This is a genomic window from Okeania sp. SIO2F4, from assembly GCF_010672385.1.
In the GTDB taxonomy this organism is placed as follows: domain Bacteria; phylum Cyanobacteriota; class Cyanobacteriia; order Cyanobacteriales; family Microcoleaceae; genus Trichodesmium.
Genome location: NZ_JAAHGT010000436.1, coordinates 1 through 7,760 on the forward strand (window position 1 = coordinate 1; position 7,760 = coordinate 7,760).

At 36.9% G+C, this 7,760-nt stretch carries 5 protein-coding genes; 1 reads left to right on the top strand and 4 read right to left on the bottom strand.

Annotation, left to right across the window (positions count from 1 at the left end; translation table 11 throughout):
• Positions 1–73: 73 nt before the first annotated feature.
• Positions 74–1,354 (bottom strand): FAD-dependent oxidoreductase, encoded by a 1,281-nt coding sequence (locus F6K22_RS23930; protein WP_293103661.1) that lies wholly within the window; start codon positions 1,352–1,354, stop codon positions 74–76.
• 147 nt (positions 1,355–1,501) lie between these two features.
• Between F6K22_RS23930 and F6K22_RS23935 the strand changes: the two genes are divergently transcribed.
• Positions 1,502–3,319, top strand: coding sequence for a protein kinase domain-containing protein (locus F6K22_RS23935; protein ID WP_293103664.1), 1,818 nt, complete (start codon positions 1,502–1,504; stop codon positions 3,317–3,319).
• An 821-nt stretch (positions 3,320–4,140) separates the two neighbouring features.
• Here F6K22_RS23935 and F6K22_RS23940 read toward each other — a convergent pair.
• From F6K22_RS23940 to hpsE, 3 genes are all read right to left on the bottom strand, one after another.
• A complete protein-coding gene (locus F6K22_RS23940) occupies positions 4,141–5,088 on the bottom strand; it encodes a polysaccharide pyruvyl transferase family protein (RefSeq protein WP_293103667.1) in 948 nt (315 codons plus the stop codon).
• Entirely contained in the window at positions 5,085–6,116 is a 1,032-nt protein-coding gene (locus F6K22_RS23945; protein WP_293103670.1) for a hypothetical protein, read from the bottom strand. Before F6K22_RS23945 ends, F6K22_RS23940 begins: the two co-directional genes overlap by 4 nt.
• A 522-nt stretch (positions 6,117–6,638) precedes the next feature.
• A complete protein-coding gene (gene hpsE, locus F6K22_RS23950) occupies positions 6,639–7,694 on the bottom strand; it encodes a hormogonium polysaccharide biosynthesis glycosyltransferase HpsE (protein WP_293103673.1) in 1,056 nt (351 codons plus the stop codon).
• Positions 7,695–7,760 lie beyond the last annotated feature (66 nt).

Below are 7,760 nucleotides of genomic sequence, written 5' to 3' on the forward strand. Positions count from 1 at the left end.
TCTGATAACTGAAATGACCATTGCCAGAAGAACAACACTTACGAGATGGGGCATTTGAATAGAAACCTACGATTTAATTCTGCATTGATTCTCTTACTCGATTAATCCAGCCTTGGCTTTGTTTAAGCACTTCAGAATAGGGAAGTTCACTCTCCATGATCAACTCCATCGGCAGAGGATTTGTCAGCAATGGAAACCAAGGTCTTAGCTTCTTACCAATGGTTAGGCGAAAGACAAATTCTAACATCATAGGTTTTGAGCGGGGAAAGGTATAATCTGACAACTCTCGCAAGGCATGAACATCTGATAGTCGCTCCGCTGTAAAAGCTGGCAGCGCTTCTTCCCATTTATCCTCGTACCGAGCTAAACATTGAGAAAATACCTGCGCATCTTGCAGTGAAGCATTACATCCTTGTCCAATAGATGGAGAAACTGCATGGGCACCATCACCAACAAGCAAAATCCGATCGCCGACGTGCATCCGGTCGCACTTCACTGTTAAAATTTTTGATACAGGGTTTTGCCGGAGGACAGCAACATCTTCTAACCGCATCACAGGTTTGATAAATGGGGTGTTCTCTTGAAAATAAGCTAGAACTTCTTCATCAGTAGTGCAATTTTCCAGGGGATTATTATCTGGGGAAAATATCAGCGTTCCATGAAGCCAGTCGTCAGGTTGAGGAGCTAGAACTAATCGAATTCCTTTGCCTAAAGTTGAGGTGTGAAGGTAATTTCCTGCCAGCTCTACTGTTTTATCTGGAGCAATTCTAGGAACGTGCAATGATTTGTATACGTCTGGGATAAAATCTTGTTGACATTGGATATCTCCTCTAGCACTCAATACCTCCCGTACCTGGGAACGTACTCCATCAGCTCCCACCAGACGATCGTATTTAGCCGTAAACCTTTCTCCATTGTTGTGATCGAGGATCGCTTCGTGACTTTCTAGATTAATATCAACGCAGGAACAATCAAATTTGACCGTCACCAATTCCCTACTATGCTTCTCTAGCAAATTTTCCAATAGCACTAAATTAAGTTGATTGCGGTCAATCAGTAGTGTAGGCATTTTCCGGTTAATCTGACGAGGTTTGCCTTGCTTGCGATGAATTAAAATTCCTTGAGACCAAACTCCTTTTTTTGCTAAAGCTACTTTCAACCCAACAATCTGCTCAATAGCATTTAGACCTCGTGACTGTAGAGCAATTGGAAAGGTACGCTGATTTGATTGTTCTGCCAATCGAGGATCGAGCCGACTCTCATAAATCTCAACCTGGTAATTTCCTCGACTGAGTAGATAGTGGGCTAGTAATAATCCTGCTGGGCCAGATCCAATAATTATAACCTTTTGCATTTGTTATTTCTTTCTTTCTATACTCTAATTAAACGCTATATTAATTGTGTACAGGTAGCATTATCCCTGATAACTGCTGTGAGGAAATGTGAAAATAATAAGTAATTTTCTCATTGTCCTTAACCCATACTCTAATGTAGATGTGCTGTGCATCAGTCCCTATTATCGAAAATCCATTGCATAAACCCCCATTGTCCAAATCCAATCCAGGCATGGGGCAATAAATTTTGTCAAAGTTGTGGAACTCCACTCCTACTAAACGATCGCTACATTCCCCTGCGAAAAATAAGTACAGGTGGATTTGCCCAAATTTACATTGTTTGGGACCAAAAAACTCAAACCGAACGTATTCTCAAAGTATTACTTGAAACCTCCCCCAAGGCTCTTGAACTATTTGACCAGGAGGCGTTGGTGCTAGCCAGTTTACGTCATTCTGGCATTCCCAAAGTCGAACCAGAAAACTATTTTCATCTCCGCAAGCGAAATCGTCATTCAGAAGTTGGCCATTCCAGCCAATGGTTTTTGCCATGTTTGGTCATGGAAAAAATTGATGGTTGTACCCTAGAGGATATTGTTGAGCAATATCCCCAAGGATGTCCCGATATTTATGTCATTAACTGGCTTTCCCAAGCTGTAGAAATTTTATGGGAACTACATCGTCGGAAAATTATTCACAGGGATATTAAACCATCTAATCTAATGTTGCGAGGAGTGAAAGTTTCCTCAATGACAAAATTCTCCCAAACTTTTTCTCGTCATCATAGAAAAAACAAGGGTCAACTGGTAATCATTGATTTTGGGGGAGTGAAACAAATGAGTAATTATAAAATCAGACCTACAGAAACTGTGGCAAAACGCAGTACAACTAGATTAGTTTCCCCTGGATATAGTCCCCCAGAACAAATTGCCGGAGGTGAAATAGGTCCTTTTACAGATTTTTATGCTTTGGGTCGGACTTGCATTCATTTACTGACTGGTCAATATCCGGCAGAATTGGAAGACCCCTCTACTGGTAAATTGAAGTGGCGACAGTTGAAACCTGTTAATCCAACTTTGGCTAACTTACTGGATGATATGGTTAGTTTAGATTCAGCTCAACGACCAGCTACAGCAGCAGAAGTTCAAGTCCGTTTAGCTAAAATTTATCGACAGCAAAAGAGGTCTTTGGGAATATCTGCTTTTCGCACAAGGATTAAAAATTTCTTGAAACTTCTGTTGATTAATTTGGGAGACAATATTAGTAGACTTTCTCATTCTGCATCCCAAATAGTTAATCAAACACTTGCAGGTTGTGTTGATACAATTTGGGAAATGATCCTGGGAGGAGTTGGGGGAAGTATTGGGGCAATATTCGGATTAATTTTTGCTTATTGGTCGGGAGTAGGCGATCGCTTTGCTAGTTTATTTACTAATTATTGGTTTCTCGTGTCAGATGTTCCTTTGACTATCGGTCCGGAAATAGTTGTCTTTGGTTTGGCAGGTTTGGGAACTGGAGTTGGTTTAACTGATGTGGGGGGTTTTGGTCAACGTCGTCGTTATTGGCGGACTGCATTTATGGGAATGGTTGGTTATATTGTAGGTGGGTTATGTTGGCAATTTTCCCAAGTTGCCACAAGTGTCTACATGACAACAGAGGATTTAATTATTCTAGAAATTATGGGTAAGTTGTCTGTGGGGGTAGCAACTGGTGTTATGACTCTGGGTTTAGGTTTAAGAAAGCATGGTTCGGTTTATGCTTTGTTGGTTGCTGGTTTGACTGCGATAGTTTTTGTTAGTTTGGAGCAATTAAATATATTTCCCAAGTTATTTTTAGAGTTTATTGTTGTGAGTCAAAGTGTGCCTAATTTGTTAGAGTTTTTTGCTAGTATAAGTTTTTTCAGTTTGTTAGGTTGTATTGGTGGTTTTTGTCTGGGTGTGAGTCATTATATTATGATTCCTATTCTGCGGAGGTTGGGTTTACAATAGACCTCTGCAGAAAAGAGGGAGTAGGGAGTAGGTGGAAGTAATTGATGAAGTATAGTGCGATAATTGATTTGATTTTTTATTATTGGAAATGTCTAATACCAAGCGTGATAAATGTTTGCTACAAATGACTAGAGGATTTTTGTTTGAGTCAACCCACCCCTAACCCCTCCCAAGAGGGGAATTCAGGAGTCATGATTCGCATGGGAATGCCTTGAATACCATGTTTAGCTCGGAAATTATCTTTTTTGTCAAAGGTAAATCTTCTGAAAAATATTTTTATCCCCCTTACTATTCGTAACATTCTTTTTTCAAATTGGTATAATAGAATAGAATTTGTAAAATTGAAATACACTTGTTTTTCTTCTTTTCTGTTTCCTTTCACCTAAGTATAAGAATTGCTATAGCAGGGAACACAGAACAGTTGGAAAAACATTTCCTAGTCTAAGATTCAGTAGTCCTGCATAGTAATGGTAAATAGTAGGGACGTTGCATGCAACGTCTGTACAGGGAGCAAGATGCTCCCACTACCATGTCTCGTAACAAAAATAATTACAATGCACTACCATTACAATGCACCACCACCACCTAAGATTCATTTAGAACCCACATTCGGAACGTCAACTTGTAATATCAAATCCGGTTAAACAGTTATAGATTGATTAAAACGTAGCTTGGTAGGTATTTATACTATATAGCTCCGATTCATTGAGCTTTCTCTGGAGTCAGATTCTCGGGAAAATATTAAGCATAAATACTTAATTACTTACTCAATTATGACCACTATAATTGTCTCCTGTCTCCTGTCTCCTGTCTCCTATTTTTTATTCTACATTTTGTCGTGCGGAATGTAGATTAGAACACCAATCTTTTCTCAAAATATCAAGTTGTTCTTCCAGTTGAACTGTTAAACTTTCAAGTTTAGTATCTGAACTCAATTGTTGTCGTCCAGTTTGAGCAATTTTCAACAGTTGTGTACCAGAAACTTGTTCTTGTTGTTGCCAAATTTGTCTGAAGTTGGGAAATTGGAGGAAACTATTTTTCCAATGACTAAAAGCATTTAGAGAGGAACGAATTCCGCCAGCATATTGGGGATAAGATTTAACCAAAGGTGAAAGAAAATAAGGATAGTATTCTACACCAATTGAAGAACACCAATCTTGCCATTTAAATAGTAAAATTCTCGGACTTGTAATAATAGGAATCCAAGGTACTCTAAAAGTATCAGCTATAATTGCCCCATGCATTGCTTCCGCTAGTAAAACTTCTGTTTGGCTAATAGTAGATAAAACCTCATCTACTGAGGAGCGGGGATCTAAATAATGAAATCCGATTTGTTCACATATATTCTGCCAAATTTCTCCTGCAAAAGTAGCATGATGAATATGAGGCATATAAGTAAAACAATAAGTTTTTTCCAGTGAAGGTTGATATAAACGTCTCGTTAAAATTGCCCCGTCTGTAATTGCTAAATCAGGAGATAAACCTAACTTTTTAGCAGATAATTTTCCTCGAACACAGTACAATTTCCAATTTTTATCTAAAGTTTTTAATGGCTGTTCATAACCTACACCTGTACTAAAAATAATTAAACGTTGAGCTTGGGGAATTCGTTGAGGTAAGAGTTGATTTAATAGAGTTCCAATGCCAATAAAAGTCGTTGTTTCATCTTCATCAAAAAATTCTGGTAGGAGTTGAGGCCATAACCAATTATTTAATTCATCTCCAAAATTACTAAACCCATCTCGACGTTTGTAGTAAAATAGTTTCATAGTTTAATATTTGATGCCACAGACATAATTTTAGACTTTCCTCGATGAATCACCCAAGATAAATAACGAGTTTCGAGAATCATATTTTGAACTAAACTAGATTTAGAACACCAGTCATCAAAAGCAGGAATTGCAATTTCTGTGAGAAAGTAACGCCACTTTTTAGTAGTTTGATCGGGATTAATTTTTTCTGTTTGTAATTGACCATTACTTACTAAAGTCTGACGTAAGTTTATATCGGATTTTAGCTTCTTTAAACTGTCAAGCAACTCCTTCAAAGAAGTCACTTCTAAATAATTAAAGTTAGGTTTTCCCTCTGCACGATATGCAGATTCATAACCTAATATAGCGGGAACACCTGCTAACCAAGCATTATAAAGTTTAGTTGCTGGTTTGTTTACATATTTATTCTGTTTGCCAAAACTGCGAATAGCAACTACTGCATCAGCTTGACTATAATCATTCCAACGATTATCAATTTTTTGATAATCCGTTGAGTGATTTTGATTAATAATCGGGCACCAATTTAAATCGAGTTTATCGAGTTCATTTTTCCAATTCAAACTTAATAGTTCCGGAGCTAAATTGTTTTTATGACCAAAAAAAACAATATTTTTAAACTGATTACCCCGTTCAATATTCCGAGGAATTAATCCTGGTTGTGTCCAGTGAGGTATATAGTAGTTATAATTATTTCTACCTGTTGTTTCTTGAGGATTTTGTACCACATGAAATTGAGCATAGGGATAAAAATTTAATTCGGCTTTAAGACAAATTAGAAGTAAATTTTTTCCTGGTTTAATGCCTTTATGAATATAAAGAGAATTGCGATGAACAATAACAATTCCAGAGTAGGGTAAATAATCCACTAATTCACAAGAAAAACCATCTGCTTTTAGACGCAGATAAGTTTGCAATGTCCAAGCGTAAATTCCTAGACCAAATCCAGCCCAATTCTCATGGGGATTTTCAGGTAACTTTTGGGGAAATAATTTACGAGGAATATAAAAGTAAATAGTCGGTTTCATCAGAGATTTTGTATTTTTAAGCCTTAAACCAAAAATGGGGAAATGACTTTTTTGTTTGTAGTAGGGCTTTAGCCCTAAGTATAGATAGGGCTAAAGCCCTACTACGAGCTTTAATTATAACTATTTAACCGGACATGATATTACTTTATTTTTTTCATTTATCTATAGCAATATGTATATTTTTGGAAGTATCCCAATTTTTCACGTTATACCAATTTGAAAAGAGAATGCTATACTTAGGTGAGACTTCAATTATTAAATAATTAAAACTTGCTCTTTAACCTTTTTGACAATTATTAGCTAGTTAGTATTAATTATTCTTGTGTTGACTTCTCCCCCACTCCCCTGCTCCCCTACTCCCCCACTCAAGAAAATGTAGCAAAGATTTATCAAATTGGTATTAGATGTTTTAAGGGGTGCTAAAAACATTGGTATGTAATTACTTTAGGTAATGCTTTTACAAAAACTGGATGCTCCCATATTTTTCTTAAAATAGCAGTAGCCAGAATTTTTAGGACATTCTTAAGAACTCAAATTGGGTAACGACAACGATTTTCCTTCTGACTGTACGTCGCCTTTCATGTCGGCGACAGCCAAAATTTGATTGCTCTCCTGCCTGACTTTTAATTCCTGGTATAACTGCACTTTCCATAGATAAAATGGACTAACTAAAATGCTTAATAGTAGTGTCATTTCACAAGCAGCAACTATATCAGTTTTCAGCAAATTATAGTTTTTGATAAAGTAAGATAAAGCTTTCCGAGAATCATTAACTAGATAAGCCAAAAATGCTAAAGGTCTTTGCCAAGGTTTAAGTCTGATCATTCTAATATGATTTCTGTGTAACCCTGAACCACGCGCAAGAGATAGTAAATAATTTCGCTCCAATCTTGAAGAAGATATCATGTGATGGAGATGCATTTCAGGATTGTACCAAATTTCCCATCCTGCATTTTGTATATGAGCAAAAACCTCCATATCTTCTCCTTTAAGTGCCAAAGATTTTCCAGCAGTTCCTGTCAGGAATAAATTTTCAGGAACACTTTCTAGCCATGCTTTTTTAGAAACAACTGTACCAGCTCCTGGAGGCAAAACTTTTTTCTTACGCTTATAGCAAAAAGCTTTTTGACCTCTTTCAATAATTGCCAAATACACAGCTATCTTTTGAAAATTTTGAGGTGGTTCAACTTCAAATTCCCCATGAATTTGTCCTCCATAAGCACCTGCTTTAGGATGTGATTTACCAAAAGCATAAGCTTTAGCAACCCAGTCAAGTGCAGGTAAATTATCATCATCAATAAAACCTACTAAAGAACCTTGTGCTTTTTCCATTGCTTTCCTTCTGGCAAAAGCACATCCTTGCCGAGTTTCAGTAAAATATTTGAGAGGAAATTTTTCTCCCCAATTAGATTGGTAATTAGCAACTATTTGGGCTGTATTATCTGTGCTGTTGTTATCAACTATAACAATTTCCCAGTCTATTTCTTCTATTCCCACCTGATTTTTAAGTCTGCCCAAAATTTGAGGCAAATTCTTGGCTGAGTTATATGCTCGAATAGCAACAGTAAAATCAATCATTAGAAAAATCAATATACCTTCCCATTGGCAAAGGGAAGGAATTTGGAATCGGGTTAAAGCCAATTA